Consider the following 19,293-nt stretch of genomic DNA (forward strand, 5'->3'; position numbering starts at 1 on the left):
GCTGAGGGCGGCGCTCCGGTGCGGGCGGACCGGCCGCGGCGGACCCGGTCGGTGTCCGAGGGGTCGGCGAGCCAGGCGGGCGCCGATGCCGCCGCCACTCCCGAAGCTCCTGCGGCTCCCGAAGCTCCTGCGGCTCCCGAAGCTCCTGCGGCTCCCGCCGCTCCCGCCGCTCCCGCCGCTCCCGCCGCTCCCGCCGCTCCCGCCGCTCCCGCCGCCGAGGGCGCACCGCCGGTGCGGGCGGACCGGCCGCGGCGGACCCGGTCGGTGTCCGAGGGGTCGGCCAGTCAGACGGCCGGCGAACCGACGGCCGAGCCCGCGGCTCCCGTACGGCCCCGGTCCTCCGACGCGCCCCGGTCCTCCGACGCGCCCTGGCACAACCCGGTGCCCGCCCACGACGAGAAGCCCTCGGGCGAGCAGAAGGACGAGACCTCGGCCGGAGCGGCCGACCAGGACGGAGACGGCGCGTGAACCTGCTCGACACGGTGCTGCGCTGCGTCGCCACCCTCGTCGTCTTCCTGGTCTTCCCGCTGGTCATCGGCCAGACCGAGCACAAGGTCATGGCGCACATGCAGGGCCGGCTCGGCCCGATGTACGCGGGTGGCTTCCACGGCTGGGCGCAGCTCGTCGCGGACGGCGTGAAGTTCGCGCAGAAGGAGGACATCGTCCCGGCCGGGGCGGACCGCCGGATCTTCCAGCTGGCGCCCGCCGTCTCGCTGCTGCCGCACCTCTTCGTGCTGCTGGCGATCCCGGTCGGCCCGAACGGCTTCGTCGGCCAGGCGATCGACGCGGGCCTGTTCTTCGTGCTGGCCGTGATGGGCGTCGGCGTGATCGGCAAGCTGATGGCCGGCTGGGCCTCGGCGAACAAGTTCTCGCTGCTCGGAGGCCTGCGCACGGCCGCGCAGCTGATGTCGTACGAGCTGCCGATGGTGCTGGCGGCGGCCTCGGTGGCGATGGCCGCCGGCACGCTGTCGCTGCCCGGGATCGTGGACGCCTGGGAGTGGTACTGGCTGCCCTGGCAGGTCATCGGCGCGTTCGTCTTCTTCACGGCCGGTCTGGCCGAGCTCCAGCGCCCGCCCTTCGACATGCCGATCGCCGACTCGGAGATCATCTTCGGCGCGTACACCGAGTACACCGGTCTGCGGTTCGCCCTGTTCCTGCTGTCCGAGTACGTGGGCATCCTGGTGGTGTCCGCGCTGACCGCGGTGCTCTTCCTGGGCGGCTGGCACGGACCGCTGCCGGACCAGCTCGGCTGGCTCTGGATGATCCTCAAGACCTTCGCGCTGGCCTTCGTGGTCATCTGGCTGCGGGTCACCTACCCGCGTCTGCGCGAGGACCAGCTGATGCGCTTCGCGTGGACGGTGCTGATCCCGCTCGCGCTGGTCCAGCTGGCCCTCACCGGCATCATCAAGGTGGCGATCTCATGAGCTTCCCCGGTATCGGCCTCGCCAAGGGCCTGGCCGTGACGCTGCGGACGATGACGAGGAAGAGCGTCACCGCGCAGTACCCCGACGTGCAGCCGGTGCTGCCGCCGCGCTCGCGCGGCGTCATCGCGCTGCTGGAGGAGAACTGCACGGTGTGCATGCTCTGCGCGCGCGAGTGCCCGGACTGGTGCATCTACATCGACTCCCACAAGGAGACGCTGCCGGCCGCCGAGCCGAACGCCCGGGCCCGCACCCGCAACGTGCTGGACCGCTTCGCCATCGACTTCTCGCTCTGCATGTACTGCGGGATCTGCATCGAGGTCTGCCCCTTCGACGCGCTGTTCTGGTCGCCGGAGTTCGAGTACGCGGAGACCGACATCCACGAGCTGACCCACGAGCGGGACAAGCTCCGCGAGTGGATGTGGACCGTCCCCGCGCCGCCGGCGCTGGACCCGGCGGCCGAGGAGCCCAAGGAGATCACCACCGCGCGCAAGGCGGCGGACAAGCTGGCCGCGGCCGCCGCGGCGGCCGCGCAATCGGCCACCGACGAGAAGGGTGACGACGCGTGACCGGTGCCACCACGCTTCTCGCGGCGACCGGCTCCCTGGAGCCGGCCGCCCGTTCGTTCCTGTCCCCGACCGGCCAGGAGATCGTCTTCCTGCTGGTCGGCATCGCCGTGCTCGGCTCGGCCGTGGTCTCGGTGACCACCAGGCAGCTGGTGCACGCCGCGCTCTGGCTGGTGGTCGCGCTCGGCGGGCTGGCGGTGGAGTTCCTGCTGCTCACGGCCGAGTTCATCGCCTGGGTGCAGGTGCTGATCTACCTCGGCTCGGTGGTCGTCCTGGTGCTGTTCGGGCTGATGCTCACCAAGGCGCCGATCGGGCGCTCGCCGGACGCCGACTCCAAGAACCGCTGGGTGGCCCTGGTCGTGGCGCTGGCCGCGGCCGGGACCCTGGTCACGCTGGTCGTCGACGCCTTCCGGACCTCCTGGATCGACCTCGGCCAGGGCGGCGGCTCGGCCGCCGTCACCGGGGCCAGCCTGTTCCGGCACTGGGTGCTGCCCTTCGAGGCGCTGTCCGTGCTGCTGCTGGCGGCACTGGTCGGCGCGATCGTGCTGTCGCGCGGCTCCAAGCGGCGGGTGCCGGCGCCCCGGGCGGGCCGGCTGCGCGCCGGGCGGCCGGTCGGGTCCAACCGGACGGTCGCCGCGACCGCGCCGAAGCCGGCTCCGGCGACCTCCGAGCAGTCGACCTCCGAGCAGTCAACCTCTGAGCAGGAGGGCTGATGCACCTCGCCTACCCCGCCGTCCTCGCCGCGCTGCTGTTCAGCGTCGGCGTGTACGGCGTGCTCGCCCGGCGCAACGCCGTCCTGGTGCTGATGTCCGTCGAGCTGATGCTCAACGCCGTCAACCTCAACCTGGTCGCCTTCGACGCCTGGCTGCGCGACTCGCTGCACGCCGGGCAGGCGCTCACCCTGTTCACCATCACCGTCGCCGCCGCCGAGATCGGACTGGGGCTCGCCATCGTCCTGCTGCTGTTCCGGGCCCGGGGCACCGCGGACATCGACCGGGCCACCGCGCTCGGCGACCCGGCCGAGGCGTTCGCCGTCGAGGAGACGCCGGTCGACGCCGAGACACCGGTCGACACCGGGGCGCCGGTCGGAGCCGAGGCACTGAAGGGCCGGGCCACCGCATGAACCTCGCCCTTCCCGTACTCGTCCCGGCGCTGCCCGCGCTCGGCGCCGCCGCGACCCTGGCCGTCGGCCGGAAGGCGCCCGGGCTGGCCCGGCCGCTGGCCGTCGTCCCGGTCGCCGTCTCGGCGGTGCTCGCCCTGGTGGTCGCCCTCCAGCTGGGCACCGGCCAGACCCTGGACGCCGCCACCCGGCTCACCCCGACCGGCGGCCCGGACATCGCCCTCGCCCTCCACCTGGACGGCTTCAGCTCGCTGATCTCGGTGCTGGTCGGACTGGTCGCCACCTGCGTCCAGGTCTACTCGACCGCGTACCTCAAGGAGGACCCGCGCTACCCGTCCTACGCGGCGCTGGTCTCGCTGTTCACCGCGGCGATGTTCCTGGTGGTCTACTCGGGCGACCTGATCGTGCTGCTGGTCGGCTGGGAGGTCATGGGCCTGTGCTCGTACTTCCTGATCGGCCACCACTGGGAGACGGCGGACGCCCGCTCGGCCTCGCTGAAGGCCTTCCTGGTCACCAAGCTCGGTGACGTGCCGTTCCTGTTCGGGATCTTCCTGCTCGGCGCGGACGCCGGCAGCTTCCGCATCCCGGACGTGCTGGCGGCCGCGTCGGAGGGCCGGCTCGGGCACCCGACGCTGACCGCCCTGCTGCTGCTCGCCGGTGTGGCCGGCAAGAGCGCGCAGTTCCCGCTGCACACCTGGCTCCCGGACGCGATGGCCGGCCCGACCCCGGTCTCCGCGCTGATCCACGCCGCCACCATGGTCGCGGCCGGCATCTACCTGGTCGCCCGGCTGCTGCCGGTCTTCCTGCTGTCGGGCGCGGCGCTGGTCGTGCTCGCGGTGATGGCCGCCGTGACGATGATCGGCTCGGCGCTCTGCGCGCTCGCCCAGGACGACCTCAAACGGGTGCTCGCCTACTCCACCGTCGGCCAGCTCGGCTACATGGCCGGCGCGCTGGCCTCCGGTGACCGCGAGGCCTCGGTCTTCCACCTGGTCACCCACGGCGCGTTCAAGGCACTGCTGTTCCTGGCCGCCGGTGTGGTGATCCACGCCGCGCACACCAACTCGATCTCCGCGATGTCCCGCATCCCCGGGCTGCGCAAACGCGTCCCCGACGCCTACTGGACGACGGGCATCGCGCTCGCCGCCCTGATCGGGCTGCCGCCGTTCTCCGGCTTCTTCAGCAAGGAGGCGGTGCTCACCGCCGCCGAGCACGCCGCCAACGGCGAGGCGCTGACCAACGGCCTCGGCCCGGCCTCGGCGGTGCCGCAGGCGGCCGGGTGGATCGTGCTGATCTCCGCCGGACTCACCGCGCTGCTCACCGCCGCGTACGCGGCCCGGCTGTTCCTGGTCGCGTTCCACAGCCCGGCCGGTGCCGCCGCGGCCGCACCGCAGGTGCTGCCCGCCGCCGACCGGGGCACCGTCGTGGCCGACCACGAGGCCGGCGCGCCGTACTCGCCCGAGCTCGACGAGGCCGACCCGGCCACGGCCGAGCCGCCCGCGATGCGCTGGCCGCTGTGGGTGCTGGCCGTGCCGACCATGGGCTTCGGCATCGTCGGCCTGCGCTCGGACTGGCTGCCCGCGCTCCTGGACGGCGGCTCGCTGCGGCCCTCCGCCGTCACCGCCGTCACCGGCACCGGGCTCGCCGTGGTCGGCGCGCTCGCCGCGTACGGCGCCTGGCGCTCGGCGGCCGCCCGGCTGGGCACCGGCCGCCCGGCACCGGCCGGCCGGGTGCCCGAGCAGGGCGGAGCCCCGGCCACCGAGGTGATCGTCGCCGACCCCGGGCGCACCCTGCTCGGCCCGCTGTTCGGCCCGGCCCGGCACGGCTTCGGCGTCGACCGGCTGTACCGGGCGCTGTTCGTCCGCCCGGTGGTCGCCGCCGCCAAGCTGGTCCGATTCCTCGACCGCGAGGTCGTCGAGGGCTACGTGCAGGGCAGCGGCATCGGCGCCAACCTGCTCGGCCGGGCCGTCCGGCTCGCGCAGACCGGAAACGCGCAGACCTACCTCAGCGCCCTGCTGGCCGCCGTCGTCCTGCTGGCCGTCCTGGTGGCGGTGTAGCCGGTGCTGCTGTTCTCCACCTCCGTCCCCTCGACCGCTGCTGGGAGCCCCCGATGAACGCAGTCCTCATCGCCCTCCTGGTGCTGCCGCTGCTCGGCGCCGCACTCACCCTGGCGCCGGTGTTCGGGCCGGACCGGGCCGTGGCCGGCCGGCGGGCACTGCGGCTGAACACCGTCGTCACCGGCGCGGTGTTCCTGCTCACCGTCGCCCTCGCGGCCGGCTTCGACCAGGACGAGCCCGCCCGGATGCAGGCCACCACCGACGTGTCCTGGATCCCGGCCCTGCACGTGCGCCTCCACCTCGGGGTGGACGGCGTCTCGCTGCCGCTGATCGTGCTGACCGCGCTGCTCACCTTCCTCTGCGCGCTCTACTCGGAGAAGCGGCTGCCGGGCGGGGACGCCCGGGGCGCAGCCCCTGATGAGCCTCGTCCGTCGGCGCAGGCCTTCGTCGGGCTGTTCCTCCTGCTCGAAGTCGGCATGCTCGCCACCTTCGCGGTGCTGGACCTCCTGCTCTTCTTCCTGGCCTTCGAGATCGTGCTGATCCCGATGTACTTCCTGATCGCCCGCTGGGGGAGCGGCGCGAAGGTGCCGGCCGCCAACCGGTTCATCCTCTACACGCTGCTGGGCTCGGCCGTGATGCTGCTCGGCTTCCTGCTGATCGGCAGCAAGGCCGGCACCTTCGACATGCAGGCCCTGGCCGCCGCGCACGGCAGCGGCCTGAGCCACACCACCCAGGTGGTCGCCGCGCTGGCGATCCTGGTCGGGCTCGCGGTCAAGGCCCCGGCCTGGCCGCTGCACAGCTGGCTCCCGGACGCCCACACCGCCGCCCCGACGGTGGGCTCGGTGCTGCTCGCCGGCGTGCTGCTGAAGATGGGCACCTACGGCCTGGTCCGCGTCCTCCTCCCGGTCGTGCCGGACGGCGCCACCACGCTGGCCCCCTACCTGGGCGCCTTCGCGGCCGTCGGCATCGTCTACGGTTCCCTGGCCTGCCTGGCGCTTTCCCGCCCCGGCGCCAAGGGCGACCTCAAGCGCCTGATCGCGTACTCCTCCGTCGGCCACATGGGCTTCGTGCTGCTCGGCATCGCCTCCCTCACCCCGGTGGGCGTCAACGGCGCGCTGTTCGCCAACATCGCCCACGGTCTGATCACCGGTCTGCTGTTCTTCGTCGTCGGCGCGCTCAAGGACCGCTACGGCACGGCCGACCTCGACACCCTCGCCGGGGCCACCGGCGCCGCCCTGTACGGCCGGGCCCCGCGACTGGGCGTGCTGCTCGCCTTCGCCGCCGTCGCCAGCCTCGGCCTGCCCGGCCTGGCCGGCTTCTGGGGCGAGCTGCTCGCCATGTTCGGCGCGTTCGACCCGGCCGACGGCCTGTCGCGCCCCGCGTTCGTCACCTACATGGTCCTGGCCGGCCTCGGCACCCTCCTCACCGCCGCGTACCTCCTGATCGTGGTCAAGCGCGTCTGCATGGGGGACCCCGAGCAGCCCGCACCGGTGGCCGAGCTCGCCGACCTGCGCCCGTACGAGGCCGTCAGCTGGACGCCGCTGGCCGCGCTGACGCTGCTCGCCGGCCTCTGGCCCGCGCTGCTGCTCGGCCTCTCCGATCCCGCCGTCAAGCACCTCCTCGGGGGTGGCTGACCGTGCTCGCAGCCCAGACCGCCGCACTCGGACCTCACTCCACGGGGCAGCACACTGTGACCTCCCTCGCCGTAGCCAACCCGGGCAGCCTGATCCAGTCCGTGGACTGGGTGGCGATCGCACCGCCGCTGATCGCCGCCGTGGCCGCCCTCGCCGTGCTGCTCACGGACCTGTTCCTGCCCGAGCGGCACAAGAAGTGGCTCGGCCGCCTCACCGCGGCCGGACTCGCCCTCGCCCTCATCGCACTCCTCCCCCTCACCGGCGGATCACCCCGAGCGACCTTCTGTGTGCAGAACGTAGCAGGGGGGTCCGACAACGGCGGCTGCTCGTACGTCGCCGACCACTTCGCCCTGGTGTTCCAGCTGCTCGCCCTCGGCGGCGCGCTGATCGCGGCGCTGCTGTCGGCGCACACGGTGGAGGACGAGCGGCTGCCGCGCGGCGAGTACTGGTTCCTGCTGCTCTCCAGCGCCACCGGCGCCGCGCTGCTGCCCGCCTCCCGCGACCTCGCCACCATGGTGATCGCCCTGGAGGTCGCCTCGCTGCCCGCCTTCGCCCTGGTCGCGCTGCGCCGGGACGGCCGGGGCGCCGAGGCCGCCTTCAAGTTCTTCGTCTCCTCGGTGACCGCGACCGCCGTGATGCTGCTCGGCGTCGGCTTCGTCTACGCGGCGAGCGGCAGCCTGCACCTCGGCGCCGTCGCCCAGGGCCTGGAGCACGCGCCCGGGCAGCTCAAGCCGCTGGCCGAGGCGGGCGCGGTGCTGACCCTGGTCGGCTTCGCCTTCAAGGTCGCCGCCGTCCCGTTCCACTTCTGGGTGCCCGACACCTACACCGGCGCGCCGCTGCCGGTGGCCGGCTACCTCTCGGTGGTCGGCAAGGCGGCCGGCCTGTCCGGGCTGGCGCTGGCCACCACCGTCGCCTTCCGCCCGTACGCCCACACCTGGGGCCTGGTGCTCGCGGTGCTGGCCGCCGTCACCATGACCGCCGGCAACGTCGGCGCGCTGCGCCAGCGCTTCGACACCCGGTACAGCGCGGTGCGGCTGCTCGCCTGGTCCTCGGTCGGCCAGGCCGGGTACCTGCTGGTGCCGCTCGCCGCGGCCGGCTACGCGCCCACCGGCGCCGACCCGCTCGGTGCCACCGCCGCGTACGCGCTGATCTACGGCGTGGTGAACCTCGGCGCCTTCGGGGTGGTCGCCTCCGTCGGCCGCCGGCCCGGGACCAGCGTGGACGAGTTCCGCGGCCTGTTCGCCCGCAACCGCTGGACGGCGCTGGCGCTCGCCTTCTTCCTGCTCTGCCTGGCCGGGCTGCCGCCGGGCGTGATCGGCCTGTTCGGCAAGGTCGTGGTGTTCCGCGCGGCGGTCGACGCCGGGCTGGGCTGGCTCGCCGTGGTGATGGCCGTCAACGTGGTCATCGCCCTGTACTACTACCTGCTGTGGACGGCCCGGCTGTTCGCCCCGGGGGACGAGCCCCTCGGGGAGGCCGCCGCCGGGCGCCGTCTGCCGGTGGGCCTCACCGCGACGCTGGGGCTCACCGCCTCGGCCGCCGTGGTCCTCTCGGTGGCGCCGCAGCTGGTCCTCCAGGTGGCGGGCGGCTCGCTGTTCTGAGCGGGCGCCGGACCGCGCCGGGGGTGCGGTCCGGGGCTGTCACGGCGGTGCCGGTGGTGCGGCCCGGGGCCGTCGCGGCCGCGCCGGTGGTACGGCGCTGCGGTGTCGCGTCGGTCACCGTGTCGGGTCACAAGGGAACAAGGCCCTCGGCCCCGCCCGTTGACCGGGCACGAGGGACGAGGCAGAAAGGGCTTCCCCACCGCACCACTGGAGGGCCTGACGTGCACAGCCGGCACAACGGACTGAGGACCGCCGTCCTGCTCGGCGGCCTCTCGGCGCTGATCCTGGTGATCGGAAGCCTCTTCGGTCGCACCGGCTTCGTGATCGCCCTGCTGGTCGCCCTCGGGACCAACGCCTACGCGTACTGGAACAGCGACAAGCTCGCGCTGCGGGCCATGCGGGCCCGGCCGGTCAGCGAGTTCGAGGCGCCCCAGCTGTACCGGATCGTCCGCGAGCTCTCCACCGCCGCCCGCCAGCCGATGCCCCGCCTCTACATCTCCCCGACCCCCGCGCCCAACGCCTTCGCCACCGGCCGCAACCCGCGCAACGCGGCGGTCTGCTGCACCGAGGGCATCCTGCGGATCCTGGACGAACGCGAGCTGCGGGGCGTGCTCGGGCACGAGCTGAGCCACGTCTACAACCGGGACATCCTGATCTCCTCGGTGGCCGGGGCGCTCGCCTCGGTGGTGATGTTCCTGGTGAACTTCGCGTGGCTGATCCCGTTCGGGCGCAGCGAGGACGACGACGGCCCGGGGCTGTTCGGGATGCTCGCCATCATGATCCTCGGCCCGCTCGCGGCCGGACTGATCCAGATGGCGGTCAGCCGCTCCCGCGAGTACCAGGCCGACGCCGACGGCGCCCGGATCACCGGCGACCCGCTCGCCCTCGCGAGCGCCCTGCGGAAGCTGGACGCCGGCACCCGCCGGCTGCCGCTCCCGCCCGAGCCGCAGCTCCAGACCGCGAGCCACATGATGATCGCCAGCCCCTTCCGTCCCGGCGAGGCCGGCGCGAGGCTCTTCTCCACCCACCCGCCGATGGCCGAGCGGGTCGCCCGCCTGGAGCGGATGGCGGGCCACGGGCGGTAGCGCGCCGCCGTCCGGGGTCAGCCCGTCTCCTCCTCGTACGCGAGCCGCAGGCGGTGGACGCCCTCGGCGACCTGGGCGGGGCTCTCGGCCGCGGCGTAGCTGAGGCGCAGGTGGGGGGCCGGGGGTTCGGCGGGGTGGTAGGGGCGGCCGGGGGAGACCTGGACGCCGGCGCGCAGCGCGGCCGCGGCGAGGGCGGTGTCGTCGACGCCGTCCGGGAAGCGCAGCCACAGGTGGTAGCCGCCGGGGCGGTGGGTGCCGAGGACGCCGGGCAGCTCGCGGTGCAGGGCGGCGACGGCGGCGGTGCGGCGGTCGCGCAGTTCGGCGCCGAGAGTGCGCAGGTGACGGGCCCAGGCGGGGTCGGCGACCAGTTCCAGGGTGGCCTCCTGGAGCGGCCGGGGCACGAAGAAGCTGTCCACCACCTGGGTGGCCCGCAGTCGGGCCAGCGCCGGTCCGCGCGCGGTGAGGGCGCCGACCCGCAGGTTGGGGGAGGCCGCCTTGGTCAGCGAGCGCAGGTGCACCACGACCCCGTCCCGGTCGTCGGCGGCGAGCGGGCGCGGCAGCGCGGGGGCGTCCGCGTGGACCAGCAGCCGGGCGAAGTCGTCCTCGACCACGAAGGCCCCGGCGGCCCGGGCGATCCGCAGCACCTCCTCCCGCCGTTCGGGCGACAGCACCGCCCCGGTGGGGTTCTGGAACAGCGGCTGGCAGACGAGGACCCGTGCCCGGGTGGCCGCGAAGGCGTCCGCCAGCAGGTCGGTGCGCAGGCCGTCGGCGTCGACCGGGACCGGGACGGGCCGCAGCCCGGCCGCCCGGACGACCGCCAGGATGCCCGCGTACGTCGGCGACTCCACCAGCACCGGCGAGCCGGGCGCGGCGAGCGCCCGCATGGCGACGGTCAGCCCGCTCTGCCCGCCGGAGGTGATCAGGACGTCCCCGACGCCGATCGGCCCGCCGTGGCCGCCGATGTCCCGGGCGAACCAGCCGCGCAGTTCGGTGAGGCCGTCGGTGGGCGGGCGGTCCCAGGCGCCCGGCCGCCGGCCGGCCCGGGCGAGCGCGGCGGCGAGCAGCCGCTCGGGCAGCAGCGAGGCGTGCGGGTAGCCGCTGTTGAGGTCGACGACGTCGGGCGGGGGCACCCGGAGGGTGGCGAACACGGGGGCGGCGAGCAGGTCGCGCGGGCCGGAGTCGGCGCTGAGCGCGATCTGCTGCCAGGAGAGGTCGCCGGTGCGGCCGGACGGTGCGGCGGGGACGGCCGGGGCCGCGGCGAAGGCCGCCGCCCGGAACACCCCGGCGCCGGGCCGGGAGACCACCAGCCCCTCGGCCACCAGCACCGCGATGGCCCGGGAGACCGTCACCGGGCTGACCTGGTGACGTTCCACCAGCGCCCGACTGGAGGGCAGCTTCCGTCCCTCCGGGTAGCGCTCGACCTCCCGCCGCAGGATGTCGGCGAGTTCGGTCACACTGCTACGCTCGTTCATGACGGCACAAGATAGCGCTACCCGGCTTCGGGCGGTAGCACCTCGCCAGGCCCCCGCTTCCGGCACCGCCCTCGCGGCCCTCGCCGTGGCCTCCTTCTCGCTCTCCTTCCCGGCGACCGCGTGGTCCCTGACCGGCTTCGGCCCGTGGTCCGCGACCGGCCTGCGCGGCGCCCTCGCCGGTCTGCTGGCCGTCCTCCACCTGGCGGCCGTCCGCGCCCCGCTGCCGCAGCGGCGGCACTGGCCCGGACTGCTGGTGGTCTCCGGCGGCTGCGTCCTCGGCTTCCCGCTGCTGACCACGCTCGCCCTGCGCACCTCCTCGACCGCCCACTCGGCGGTGGTCATCGGCGTGCTGCCGCTGGCCACGGCGACGGTCGCGGCGCTGCGCACCGGTCGCCGGCCGTCCGGGGCGTTCTGGGCGGCGGCGCTCGCCGGGGCCGCCGCCGTGCTCGCCTTCACCCTGGTGCAGAGCCACGGCCGGCCGACCGTCGCCGACCTCTACCTGTTCGCGGCGGTACTGCTCTGCGCCGCCGGGTACGCCGAGGGCGGGCGGCTCTCCCGGGACCTGCCGGGCGCCCAGGTGATCGCCTGGGCGGTGGTGGCCGCCCTGCCCGCGACGCTGCTGACCGCGGCGCTCGGGCTGGGCACCGAGCCGGTGCGGTTCGGGGCGCAGGCCCTGGTCGGGCTGGCCTACACGGCGGCGGTCTCGCAGCTCGGCGGGTTCGTGCTCTGGTACCGGGGGATGGCCGCGATCGGGGTGCCGAGGGCCAGCCAGCTCCAGCTCGCGCAGCCGCTGCTGACACTGGTCTGGTCGGTGCTGCTGCTCGGCGAGCGGCTGCCGGCCGCGGCGCCCGTCACCGCGGTGGTGGTGCTGGTCTGCATCGCGGTGACCCAGCGGGCCCGGACCTGACCCGCGGGCGCCGCAGGGCTGCGCCGTACGTTCCCGAACCCCCGATCCGACCGGTTCGGCGCGGCCCCTTGCTCGTTAGGATGAACCCGTGCCCGTCGGTCCGGGCGAGGCATCCGGAGGGAGTGGGCCGTCATGGCAGACGAGAGGCACGCCCCGGCGGCCGGGGACGCGCCGGCCCGGCGCCGCGGCCAGGGCGAGCTGGAGGCGCAGGTGCTCGCGGTGCTCCAGCAGGCGCCCGGCCCGGCCGCCGCGGGATGGGTCCAGGAACGCCTGGAGGGCGACCTGGCCTACACCACGGTCATGACCATCCTGTCCCGGCTGCACGCCAAGAGCGCCGTGACCAGGACCCGCTCCGGCCGTTCCTACCTGTGGCAGGCCTCCTCGGACGCCGCCGGGCTGGCCGCGCTGCGGATGCGCCGGATGCTCGACGGGGAGGCGGACCGGGACGCCGTCCTGGCCAGCTTCGTCAGCGCGCTGCTGCCGCACGACGAGGAACTGCTCCGGGCGCTGCTGGACGCCGCGTCCGCCGATCCGGCAGTGCCCGACCGTGAGAGCTGACCCGTGGGCCTCTTCGTCTTCCTCCCGCTCGTCCTGCCGCTCACCGCGGTCCCGATCGCGCGCCTGACCGAACAGCACCTGCACCCGCGCGGCGCGGCCCGGCTGATGACCGTGATCAGCGCGGTGATGGCGGTGTGCAGCGCGCTCTGCCTCGGGCTGATCGGCGTGGTGGGCACCGCGCAGATCCCCGGCAACCCGCTGCCGGACAGCTGGTCCGACCCGGAGGTGCGGGCCGCGCTGCCGTACCACGAGACGGTCGGCACGGCCGCGATGTGGCTGCTGGCCCTGGTGGTCCTCGCCTGCGCCCGGACGGTCGTGCGGCACCTGCGGGTGCGGGCCCGGGCCCGCCGGGCGCTGAGCGGGCTGCCCGTCGGGCCGGGACCGGCCGGCGACCTCGCGGTGCTGCCGGACCGGAGCCCGTACGCCTACGCGCTGCCCGGATCGCCCGGCCGGGTCGTGGTCTCCACCGGGATGCTGGCCGGCCTGGCCGCCGACGAGCGCGAGGCGCTGCTCGCCCACGAGCGGGCGCACCTGCGCCACCGCCACCACCGGTACCTGCTGACCACCCAGCTCGCCGCCTGCGTCAACCCGTTCCTGCGGCCGCTGCAGGACGCGGTGGCGTACAGCGCGGAGCGGTGGGCGGACGAGGACTCGGCGCAGGCCGTGGGGGACCGCCGGATCACCGCGCGGGCGGTGGCCCGGGCGGCCCTGGTCTCGCACGCCGCCCCGGCCCCCGGCTTCGCGGCCTTCGCCGCCCCGGCCGCGGCGGCCGGCCCGGTGCCGCGCCGGGTCGCCGCGCTGCTCGGCCCGGTGCCGACCTCCCGCAACTGGCCGCCGGCGAAGACCCCGGCGGGCCTGGCGGCGATGGTCGCGGCGATCGGTACGGCGGCGTCGGCGCTGTGCGCGCTCAACGCCGCCGTGGCCCTGCTGGTGGTGCTCAAGGCCGTCACCCCGCTGTAGCCGGCGGGGCTCCGGAGCGTCCCCCCGCTGCGGCCGGCGGACCCTAGAGCGTCGCGGCCAGCTCGTCGACGGCGGCCTCGGCCGCCGCCAGGGATTCGGCGGCGAGCGGCTGGAAGGCGTTCAGCGCCGGGATGTCCGCGGCCCGGGTGAGCTCGGCGGTGACCACGTGCAGGTGCTCCGCCGCGACCCCGATCCGGTCGAAGTACGCCCGCAGGTACGGAACCTGGAAGTCGCAGTGGGCACGCGGCGTGCCCGGCCCGTAGCCGCCGCCGCGGACCGCGACGACCACCACGCGGGTGTCGCGCAGCAGCGGCTCGCCGGTCTCCGGATCGTGGTGGACGCCGGGGAAGGTGACCCGGTCGATCCACGACGTGAGGCCGGCCGAGACGGTGTAGTTGTACATCGGGCTGCCGACCAGCAGGACGTCGGCGGCCCGCAATTCCTCGATCAGCGGGCGGCTGAGCGCCCACTCCCGCGCCTCGTCCGGCCCCTCGGCGAGGCGGCCGATGTCGTCCAGCGGGAGCACCCCCTTGCGCTCGGTGCGGCGGCCGAGGGCGTCGTAGGCGGCGCGCACCGGGGGCACCGGGTCGGCGGCGAGGTCGCGGTGCCGGTGCTGGACGCGGGCGCCGTGGCGGACGCGCCAGGCGTCGGCGAAGCGGGCGGTCAGGGCGTGGCTCACCGAACCGGACGGGCTGATGCTCGAATCCAGGTGGAGCAGCGTGGTGGAGGTCATGGCGGTCTCCTGGTCACCTCGGAGGGGGACGGATCGTCATAGCGGTGACGAGCCGCGCCGAGGAAAGGTGACCGATGGACCGGAACGCGATGCCGGGGGCGGCGGACGGGCGGGCGCGGAGCGGGGGAGCGGCCTCGGGGGCGGGACGCCCGGAGGCCGAACGCTTCGAGGCCGAACGCTCGAACGCCGTGCGCGTGGACGCCGTGTGCTCGGACGCCGAGCGCTTCGAGGCCGAGCGCTTCGAGGCCGAGCGCGGCCGGCTGCGGGCGATCGCCCAGCGGATGCTCGGCTCGACCGGCGAGGCCGAGGACGCCGTGCAGGAGGCCTGGCTGCGGCTGGTCCGCACCGATCCGGCGGAGATCGGCAACCTGCCCGGCTGGCTGACCACGGTGGTCTCCCGGATCTGCCTGGACCTGCTGCGGGCCCGTGCCGCGCGCCGCGAGGAGCCGACCGACGAGGCGCTGCCGGACGGCTCGGGCGGCGGCCCGGAGCCGGAGCGGGAGGCGCTGCTGGTCGAGTCGGTGGGCCGGGCGCTGCTCGTGGTGCTGGACCGGCTTGGCCCGGCCGAGCGGGTCGCCTTCGTGCTGCACGACGGCTTCGCGGTGCCCTTCGACCGGATCGGGCCGATCCTCGGACGGACCCCGGTGGCCGCCAAGAAGCTGGCCAGCCGGGCCCGGCAGCGGGTCCGCGGGACGGCCGCGCTGCCCCCGGAGCCACTGGCCGGGCACCGGCGGGTGGTGGAGGCCTTCCTGGCCGCCGCCCGGGGCGGGGACCTGGCCGACCTGCTGGCCGTGCTGGCTCCCGACGTGGTGCGCCGGGCCGATCCGGCGGCGCTGGGGCCCGGCCGCGACCCGGTGGCCCGGGGCGCGCGGGCCGTCGCCCGGGAGACCACGGTCTTCGGCCGCCGGGCCCGCTACGGCGCGGTGGCCCTGGTGGACGGGGCGCCCGGCATCCTGATCGCCCCGGACGGGCGGCTGCGGCTGGTGCTGCGGGTGGCGGTCGCGGACGGCCGGGTGGCCGGCTACGAGGTGGTGGCGGACCCGGTCCGGCTGGCCGCGCTCGACCTGGCCGTCCTGCCGGAGTGACTCCTTCCCGGGCGGGGGCTGCCGGACTGTGTCCCGCCCGGGTGAGGGCTGCCCGGCGGGGCGCGGCGGGCCGGTCGGGGGCCGGGCCGGTCGGCGCCGGGTCAGTGGGTGATCCGGACCAGCATCTTGCCGGTGTTGGCGCCGCGCAGCATGCCGAGGAAGGCGTCCACCACCCGGTCGAAGCCGTCCACGACGGTCTCGTCCGGGACGACGGCGCCCGAGCGCAGGTGCGGGACCAGGAAGTCGTACAGCTCCGGCCGGGCGTCGAGGTGGTCGCGGACCAGGAAGCCCTCCAGTCGCAGGCTCTTCCCGACCACGTCGAACAGGTTGCGCGGGGCGGCCGGCGGGTTCCCGAGCCGGTTGTACTGGGCGACCGCGCCGCACCAGGCGATCCGGCCGCGCTCGCGCAGGGCGCCGATGGCGGCCTCCAGGTGGTCGCCGCCGACGTTGTCCAGGTAGGCGTGCAGCCCCTCGGGGGCGGCCTCGCGCAGTCGGTCCGCGATCGGGCCGTCGTGGTAGTCGAAAGCGGCGTCGAAGCCGAGCCGCTCGGTGAGGCGGGCGGCCTTGGCCGCGGAGCCGGTGCTGCCGACGATCCGTCCGGCGCCGAGCAGCCGGGCGAGCTGCCCGGCGGCGGTGCCGACGCCGCCGGCGGCCGCCGAGACGAAGAGCGTCTCGCGGGGCTGGAGCCGGGCGATCCTGGTCAGCGCGACCCAGGCGGACAGGCCGGTGCCGCCGAGCACCGACAGGTGGGAGCTGAGCGGGACGCCGGCGAGATCGGGCAGCAGGCTCGCCCGCTCGGCGGTGACCACCGCGTGGGCGCGCCAGGCCTGGCGGTGCTGGACCAGTGTCCCGACCGGCAGGGCGTCGGCCCGGGACTCCACCACCCGGCCGAGGGCGCGGCCCTCCAGCGGGGCGTGCAGCTCCCAGCCGCCCTCCTCCATCTCCTCGCGCATGTACGGGTCGACGGACTGGTAGAGGTTCTCGACCAGGGCCTCGCCCGCCGCGAGGGCCGGGACGGTCTCCTCGACGAAGGCGAAGTCCGCGGCGGTCGGCGCCCCGTCGGGGCGGGAGACCAGGTGGACGGCGCGGGTGGTGGAGCGGGACATCGGGGGCTCCGGACGGGAGAGGACGGGCGGACGTGATCACCGTAGGAAGCGCGGGAGCCGCCGGGCAGGGGCGCCGGTCGATGGAACGGCGGCATCCATGAGCAGGATCGATGGATCGCGGGATAGGTTCGGCCGTATGACCGATCTCGCCCCGCACGAGCTGCGGACCCTGGTCGCCGTCGAGGAGGAGCGGAGCTTCACGGCGGCCGCCGCACGCCTGGGCAGTACCCAGTCCGCCGTCTCGCACGCCGTCCGCGCCTGCGAGCGGAAGCTCGGCGCGGTGCTCTTCGACCGCGGGCGCCACGGCGCGCGCCCCACCGAGGGCGGCGCGCGAGCGGTGGCGTACGCCCGACGGATCCTGCGGCTGCTGGACGTGATGGGCCCCGAGGTGCGCGGCGCGGGAGCGGACGGGCCGCTGACCGGCACCCTGCGGATCGCCGCCTTCCGCAGTGCCGCCGCCCACCTGTTGCCGCCCGTCCTGGCCCGGCTCGCCGAGCGCCACCCCGGGCTCGGCACCCACGTCCGGATCGTCCGGGAGCTCGGCCCCGGCACCGCCGGGGAGGTCGCCGACGGTCGCGCCGACCTCGGGCTGGCGACGCTCGACGCGGGCGGCCCACCACCCGCCCCGGGCCTGGTCGCGATGCGGCTGTACGAGGAGTCGTACGCGCTCGCGCACCCGCACGGCCACCCGGCGCCGCGCGAGCTCCCGCTGGTCGACTGGGACGAGAACTGCGGCTCGTACACCCGGGACTGGTGGCAGCGGCAGGACTGGATCCCGCCCGCGACCGTGGATGTGGAGGACGACACGGTGGCCCTCTCGCTGGTCGCCCAGGGCCTCGGCATGGCGATCATGCCCCGGACCGCCCTGCTCGGCGCCCCGGCCGGCCTCGCCGTCACCGACCTCGGGCCGCGGCCGCCCAGCCGCTCGGTCGGGTACGTCACCACGCCCGAGCTGGCCGGGACGGCCGCCGTCCGGGCGCTGATCCGCGAGCTGCGCGAACTGCCGCTGCCGGCCGGGCTGTCGGCGGCCCGGCCCCCGACCGGCCGGACCGCGACGGCCCGAGCCCCGTAGGCCCGAGCCCCGTAGGCCCGGACCCCACGGGCCCGGACCGCGCGGGCTCAGGCCCCGCGGGCTCAGGCCTCGACGGACCGGTTCCCGACGGCAGGGCCCTCGACGGGCCGGTCCTCGACCGCCTCCCGGAGCTTGCGGAACTCCTCGGCCAGCCCGTCCAGGGTGTAGTGGGCGTTGAGGCCGCTGGGGTTCGGCAGCACCCACACCTCGGTGCCGCCGATGCCCTCCGGTTGCCGCCCCAGCGTGGCCCGGCGCTGCCCGAAGGCCGTCCGGTAGGCGCCGATGCCGAGCACGGCCAGGGCGCGCGGGCGCAGCCGCAGCACCCGTGCGCGCAGCGCGGCGCCGCCCTCGCGCAGCTCCTCGGCGGTCAGCTCGTCCGCCTTGGCCGTGGTGCGCGGGGCGACGTTGGTGATGCCCAGGCCGAGTGCGAGCAACTCCCGCTGCTCGTCCGGGCGGTACTGGCGCCCGGTGAAACCGGAGCGGTGCAGGGCCGGCCAGAAGCGGTTGCCCGGGCGGGCGAAGTGGTGGCCGGTGGCGCCGGACCACAGGCCCGGGTTGATGCCGCAGAACAGCACCCGCAGCCCGGGACCGGAGACGTCCGGGATGGTGGTGTCCTTGGCGGCCAGCAGCTGCTCGGCGGTGGGCTTCATCGGTGCGCTCGGATTCACCCGGCCAAGTCTGCCGTGCCCTTGGCCGCCTCCTTCGCCGCGTCCTTCGCCTCCTTCGCCGCGCGCTTGGCGGTGTCCCTGGCGATCTCCTTGGCCGCGTCCTCGGCGGTGAGCTCGGCCGCGCGCTCGGCCGTGTCCTCCACCGGGCCCGGGGCCGGGGCCGGCCCCGAAGTCGCGACGGCCGCCCGGCGGTTGCGCAGCCGGCGCAGGCCGAACACCACCACGGCCGCGTAGGCCCAGCCGACGAAGACGTCGATGATGAAGTGCTCCGCGCCGTAGACCAGGGTGAAGGTCATCGCGAGCGGGTAGGCGACCAGTACGGCCCGCAGCCAGCGGTTGGCGGTGGGCCAGAAGAAGAACAGCAGCATCGCCGGGTAGGCGGAGTGCAGCGAGGGCATCGCGGCGACGTCGTTGGCGAACTGACTGCCGTTCTCCAGCAGCGAGTCGGCCTGCGGCAGCCCGCTCACCGAGATCACTTCCCAGACCACCCGGGACAGGTGCGGCAGGTTGCCCTCCTGGGAGACCAGCCACGGCGGGTCGGCCGGGTAGAGGAGGTAGGTGGCGAAGCCGGCGAAGGTGAGCGTCAGGTAGGCGGCGAGCAACTGCCGGAAGCGGTGGTGCGCGCGTCGCCAGAGCACCGCGAGCAGCAGGAAGACCACGAAGAAGTGCGAGAGGTAGACGGTCACCGCGGCGTAGTCGTACCAATGCGGTGAGCCGGCGGTGTAGAGCGCGTGCTGGAGCCGGACGGTCCAGGTCTCGCCGAAGCCGAGCACCTCGTCGAAGCGCAGCTGCGGCAGCCAGTGCGGGGCCCACGGGGTGTGGGCGCCGTAGCCGCGCAGCAGTGAGTACGCCCACACCACGGCCATCACCGGGACCCAGTCACGCAGGACCAGGAGGAAGCCGCGGGGGCCGTGCCCGCTGTGCACGGCGGCGGTCAGCAGGGCGGCGATGAGCCAGAGGAACAGCACGTCGTTGGCCGCGGGGATGCCCTCGGTGCGCAGGAACCAGAGGAGGCACGTCAGGTAGAGCGGCCAGGCCAGCCACCGGAGTCTCGACCAGCCCGTCACGCGTGGGCGGGGCGGAGGCACCGGGCGTGGCTGCCCGGCCCGCGCGTCGTGCGGGGCCGGGGGGAGGGTCTTGGTCATGCGCACCGAAACTAGCAACCCAAACTTGGAGGACTCTGGGTGAAATATGACTGGATCGTAAGAACGTCCGATCCGGTCGACACCCGGTTCGACAGGTGAATTCGACTGG

The 19,293-nt window shown here is 75.2% G+C and carries 19 protein-coding genes; 14 read left to right on the top strand and 5 right to left on the bottom strand.

Going from position 1 to position 19,293, the window contains the following annotated elements; translation table 11 throughout:
• Positions 1–264 precede the first annotated feature (264 nt).
• The 9 genes from ACWGKU_RS19050 (at position 265) to htpX (ending at position 9,478) form a co-directional block, all read left to right on the top strand.
• Positions 265–468, top strand: a complete 204-nt coding sequence (locus ACWGKU_RS19050) for a hypothetical protein (protein WP_452177395.1) — start codon at positions 265–267, stop codon at positions 466–468.
• Complete coding sequence (nuoH, locus tag ACWGKU_RS19055; protein WP_401047519.1) at positions 465–1,424, top strand: NADH-quinone oxidoreductase subunit NuoH; 960 nt, start codon at positions 465–467, stop codon at positions 1,422–1,424. The genes ACWGKU_RS19050 and nuoH overlap by 4 nt, the downstream gene beginning before the upstream one ends.
• A complete protein-coding gene (locus ACWGKU_RS19060; protein ID WP_452177396.1) occupies positions 1,421–1,990 on the top strand; it encodes a NuoI/complex I 23 kDa subunit family protein in 570 nt (189 codons plus the stop codon). The genes nuoH and ACWGKU_RS19060 overlap by 4 nt, the downstream gene beginning before the upstream one ends.
• The gene (locus ACWGKU_RS19065) at positions 1,987–2,700 is read left to right on the top strand and encodes an NADH-quinone oxidoreductase subunit J family protein (protein WP_452177397.1); all 714 of its coding nucleotides are present in this window, start codon (positions 1,987–1,989) and stop codon (positions 2,698–2,700) included. Before ACWGKU_RS19060 ends, ACWGKU_RS19065 begins: the two co-directional genes overlap by 4 nt.
• Complete coding sequence (nuoK, locus tag ACWGKU_RS19070) at positions 2,700–3,110, top strand: NADH-quinone oxidoreductase subunit NuoK (protein WP_401047526.1); 411 nt, start codon at positions 2,700–2,702, stop codon at positions 3,108–3,110. The genes ACWGKU_RS19065 and nuoK overlap by 1 nt, the downstream gene beginning before the upstream one ends.
• Positions 3,107–5,161: an NADH-quinone oxidoreductase subunit 5 family protein gene (locus ACWGKU_RS19075; RefSeq protein ID WP_452177398.1), complete on the top strand. Its 2,055-nt coding sequence runs from the start codon at positions 3,107–3,109 to the stop codon at positions 5,159–5,161. Before nuoK ends, ACWGKU_RS19075 begins: the two co-directional genes overlap by 4 nt.
• Positions 5,162–5,214: 53 nt before the next feature.
• Positions 5,215–6,795, top strand: coding sequence for a complex I subunit 4 family protein (locus tag ACWGKU_RS19080; RefSeq protein WP_452177399.1), 1,581 nt, complete (start codon positions 5,215–5,217; stop codon positions 6,793–6,795).
• 56 nt (positions 6,796–6,851) lie between these two features.
• Positions 6,852–8,393: an NADH-quinone oxidoreductase subunit N gene (locus ACWGKU_RS19085; RefSeq protein WP_452177400.1), complete on the top strand. Its 1,542-nt coding sequence runs from the start codon at positions 6,852–6,854 to the stop codon at positions 8,391–8,393.
• Between the two features lie 221 nt (positions 8,394–8,614).
• Positions 8,615–9,478 (top strand): zinc metalloprotease HtpX, encoded by an 864-nt coding sequence (htpX, locus tag ACWGKU_RS19090; protein WP_359897577.1) that lies wholly within the window; start codon positions 8,615–8,617, stop codon positions 9,476–9,478.
• A gap of 17 nt (positions 9,479–9,495) precedes the next feature.
• Here htpX and ACWGKU_RS19095 read toward each other — a convergent pair whose 3' ends face one another.
• A complete protein-coding gene (locus ACWGKU_RS19095; protein ID WP_452177401.1) occupies positions 9,496–10,950 on the bottom strand; it encodes an aminotransferase-like domain-containing protein in 1,455 nt (484 codons plus the stop codon).
• On the opposite strand from ACWGKU_RS19095, the gene ACWGKU_RS19100 reads away from it, so the two are divergent.
• The 3 genes from ACWGKU_RS19100 to ACWGKU_RS19110 all read left to right on the top strand — a co-directional run bounded on the left by ACWGKU_RS19100 (position 10,949) and on the right by ACWGKU_RS19110 (position 13,375).
• Positions 10,949–11,857 carry a DMT family transporter gene (locus ACWGKU_RS19100; RefSeq protein WP_452177402.1) on the top strand — a complete coding sequence of 303 codons (909 nt, stop codon included), beginning with the start codon at positions 10,949–10,951 and terminating at the stop codon, positions 11,855–11,857. The genes ACWGKU_RS19095 and ACWGKU_RS19100 overlap by 2 nt on opposite strands.
• Before the next feature lie 132 nt (positions 11,858–11,989).
• Positions 11,990–12,415, top strand: a complete 426-nt coding sequence (locus ACWGKU_RS19105) for a BlaI/MecI/CopY family transcriptional regulator (protein ID WP_380538618.1) — start codon at positions 11,990–11,992, stop codon at positions 12,413–12,415.
• A gap of 3 nt (positions 12,416–12,418) precedes the next feature.
• A complete protein-coding gene (locus ACWGKU_RS19110) occupies positions 12,419–13,375 on the top strand; it encodes a M48 family metalloprotease (RefSeq protein WP_359897573.1) in 957 nt (318 codons plus the stop codon).
• A gap of 43 nt (positions 13,376–13,418) precedes the next feature.
• Here ACWGKU_RS19110 and ACWGKU_RS19115 read toward each other — a convergent pair whose 3' ends face one another.
• Positions 13,419–14,108 (bottom strand): NAD(P)H-dependent oxidoreductase, encoded by a 690-nt coding sequence (locus ACWGKU_RS19115; RefSeq protein WP_401055990.1) that lies wholly within the window; start codon positions 14,106–14,108, stop codon positions 13,419–13,421.
• A 74-nt stretch (positions 14,109–14,182) separates the two neighbouring features.
• Between ACWGKU_RS19115 and ACWGKU_RS19120 the strand changes: the two genes are divergently transcribed.
• Positions 14,183–15,193, top strand: a complete 1,011-nt coding sequence (locus tag ACWGKU_RS19120) for a sigma-70 family RNA polymerase sigma factor (protein ID WP_452177403.1) — start codon at positions 14,183–14,185, stop codon at positions 15,191–15,193.
• 101 nt (positions 15,194–15,294) lie between these two features.
• Here ACWGKU_RS19120 and ACWGKU_RS19125 read toward each other — a convergent pair whose 3' ends face one another.
• Positions 15,295–16,299, bottom strand: a complete 1,005-nt coding sequence (locus ACWGKU_RS19125) for an NADP-dependent oxidoreductase (RefSeq protein WP_452177404.1) — start codon at positions 16,297–16,299, stop codon at positions 15,295–15,297.
• 136 nt (positions 16,300–16,435) lie between these two features.
• Here ACWGKU_RS19125 and ACWGKU_RS19130 point away from each other — a divergent pair, with 136 nt between their 5' ends.
• Entirely contained in the window at positions 16,436–17,371 is a 936-nt protein-coding gene (locus ACWGKU_RS19130) for a LysR family transcriptional regulator (protein ID WP_452177405.1), read from the top strand.
• 62 nt (positions 17,372–17,433) lie between these two features.
• Here the strand turns inward: ACWGKU_RS19130 and mug are convergent, their stop codons facing one another.
• Entirely contained in the window at positions 17,434–18,021 is a 588-nt protein-coding gene (mug, locus tag ACWGKU_RS19135; protein ID WP_401055897.1) for a G/U mismatch-specific DNA glycosylase, read from the bottom strand.
• 14 nt (positions 18,022–18,035) lie between these two features.
• A complete protein-coding gene (locus ACWGKU_RS19140; protein ID WP_452177406.1) occupies positions 18,036–19,184 on the bottom strand; it encodes a phosphatase PAP2 family protein in 1,149 nt (382 codons plus the stop codon).
• Positions 19,185–19,293 lie beyond the last annotated feature (109 nt).

The sequence above is a fragment of the Kitasatospora sp. NPDC054768 genome, from assembly GCF_053612025.1.